Here is a 2560-nt window from a genome sequence, read left to right as displayed (position 1 = left end):
GTAAGCGTATATTATAGTACACCTAGACATAGAAAAATCGCCCTAGCTAGCTGACAAATTTCAGCATGGTTAGGGCGATTATTTTCATATCTATTCGAAATCATAGTCCTTATCATCTTTATGTTTTCGTCTCACAACATCCGGTAGTGTTTCTGACCATGGCAAACAGGCCTCCAGTGCATCAAAATCTTCAAGATCTATGTTTGGAAGCTGCTCAAACAGGTATGTCAGATAGTAATATGGCTTTAGGTTGTTTGCCTTTGCTGTCTCTATTATGCTAAAGGCAACTCCACTTGCTGTAGCTCCCTTTGGAGATTTTGCAAAGAGGAAGTTCTTTCTGGCTAGTACGAATGGCTTGATTCCACGTTCCGCAAGGTTATTATCGCAGCTTAGCCTGCCATCTTTTAGGAATACCACAAGGCTATCCCACTGTTTTAGGGAGTAGTTTATGGCTTCTCCAAGTTTGCTCTTTGGCAGGGTCTTCTTGCTCTCATCTTCAAGCCACCTTCTGTAGCCATCCAGTATTGGCTTAGTGTTCTCAAGGCGTTTTTCATATCTCTCTTCTGGAGCCAGATCCCTGTACTCATCCTCCAGCTTGTAGATTTCCTTGAAGAATTTTAGAGCTTGATTTGCCTTTGATGCGGATAATTCAGCCTCCTTTGGCAGTGCCTTTAGGGCATCTGAGAAATATCTTCTGGCATGGGCCAGGCAGCCCAGTCTAGTTACATTCTCCACACTGTTGTAGCCGGCATATCCATCTGTTTGTAGAAAACCCTCAAAGCCCCTTAGGAATTCCTTTGGGTGCTTGCTGGACCTGGACTTCTGGTAATCGTAGAGATATATCCTCTTTTCCGACCTTTCACCTGTTGCATACAACCACATGTAGTTTTTCTTGTTGTCCTTTTCATCAAGGCAGTTTAGGGAGGTCTCATCTGCATGGACAACCTCTTCTCTTAGAAGATGTTCTCTCATTCTGTCATAAACAGGGGTTAGCCATCTTTCGCTTCCCTTTATGACCCAGGATGCCATGTTCTGTCTTGGTATGTCTATTCCTATGTCTACAAAGGCCTGTTCCTGCCTGTAAAGGGGCATCATCTTGTTGTATTTCATGTCCAGGATTGTAGCAAGAAGGGTGGGGCTTACCATGGATCCTGGAAGTACTGGATTTGGCATGGGAGCTGTTACTATTGTTCCCTTCTCCCCTTCACTGTTTACTGAATCACAGTGTCTGCAGGCATAGACCTGTCTTTTGTGGTGGACAAGGGTCACTTTTGCAGGTATTACCTTAAGCTCTTTTCTTATGATCACCTTCATTTCGTGAAGTTGATTGTCGCAGCTTGGACATGCTCTATCTCCATCTTCCAGCTGGTAGTAGATTTCCTCCACTTCAAGGTCCTTGTAGGTCTTTCTGCTTTTTGTTTTTGCCTTTCTCCTCTTGTAGAGTATCTCTTCAATATCCGGTTCTTCCATTTTCTTCTGAGACTCTAATTCTGCCTCGTTGAAAAGACAGGTCTGGTCCTCCAGTACCTTGTCACTTGAGGGACCGTATTTTTTAGCCTGGGATAGTCTAAACTGCTCTTCGTAGAACTTTACCTTGGCCTTTAGCTCTTCATTTTCATGTTTGAGCCTTTCCACTTCCGATTCAATTTTATTAAGGTTTTCACCAGTATCTAGACCGGTTTTATCACTAGTTTTCATACTATTATTATACCATTTATGGACAAACAAAAAAAGCCTTTAAACCATTTATTTTACTAAGGTTAGAAGACTTTTTATCACATGATCTGTCTTTCATTAACGGGCTTGTGTGCAGACTTTTCCCTTATGCTAAGTCCATCCAGTAGCCAGCGAAAGGACCTGTCATCTATGCTGATGTGGGTTCCTTCTATACTATCAGGCCAACGGAACTTATCCTTCTCCAGTCTCTTGTAGTGGAGCCAGAAACCGCTGGTGTCCCACTCCAGGATCTTTATCTTGTCCCTTTTCCTATTACAGAATACATAGAGGTTTCTTGAAAAGGGATCAAGCTTGAATCTCTCCTTCACTATCAGGGCTAGACCATCAATTGATTTTCTAAGGTCTGTGGGACCAAGGGCAAGGTATACCTGGTGTATATGTTTGCTATCTATCATGGCTTATTAAAAACTCCATGACTCTAGTTAAAGTCTCTATATTAACTGGTCCTGTAAACTCCACAGACAGTTTCCCAGATTTAATTACAGCCCCAGTCTTTGAGGCTAAGGGCAAGGAAGAATCCTCAATAACCTTGTGGGCCCCAGGACTGTTTGTCACAAGTGCCCATTGTGGATCTGGATTGTTGGCATCAGAATCTTCCTCATCCCTTAGCCTTCTCTTCCAGTATCTGAAGTTGTGTATGTTGACATTGTTCTTTTCACACCAGATTGCTTGAGTCAGGCCGCTACTGCCTTGATCTTCCATAACCTGTTTCCAGTACTGCTGGTTAGCTTTTTTATCCATAGAAAAAATCACCTCTTTAGTTTTGAGATGATTTTATCATTTAATGATTGCTATTAATATGTGCACTGGGATATGCGCTTAC

General features: G+C 42.5%; 3 protein-coding genes. All 3 read right to left on the bottom strand.

The genetic code is table 11. The features are described 5' to 3' along the window. Window positions 1-90 precede the first annotated feature (90 nt). Window positions 91-1698, bottom strand: a complete 1608-nt coding sequence (tnpC, locus tag ACOEN1_RS13290) for an IS66 family transposase (RefSeq protein ID WP_422487374.1) — start codon at window positions 1696-1698, stop codon at window positions 91-93. Between the two features lie 77 nt (window positions 1699-1775). Then, window positions 1776-2132, bottom strand: a complete 357-nt coding sequence (gene tnpB / locus ACOEN1_RS13285; protein ID WP_422487373.1) for an IS66 family insertion sequence element accessory protein TnpB — start codon at window positions 2130-2132, stop codon at window positions 1776-1778. Continuing rightward, window positions 2122-2478 carry an IS66 family insertion sequence element accessory protein TnpA gene (tnpA, locus tag ACOEN1_RS13280; RefSeq protein WP_422487372.1) on the bottom strand — a complete coding sequence of 119 codons (357 nt, stop codon included), beginning with the start codon at window positions 2476-2478 and terminating at the stop codon, window positions 2122-2124. Before tnpA ends, tnpB begins: the two co-directional genes overlap by 11 nt. Between the last annotated feature and the right edge of the window lie 82 nt (window positions 2479-2560).

The sequence above is a fragment of the Gudongella sp. DL1XJH-153 genome, assembly GCF_049310905.1.
Taxonomy (GTDB): domain Bacteria; phylum Bacillota; class Clostridia; order Tissierellales; family Tissierellaceae; genus Gudongella.
Note: the sequence above shows the minus strand (reverse complement) of the source record. Positions and strands in the feature narration are given on the sequence as shown.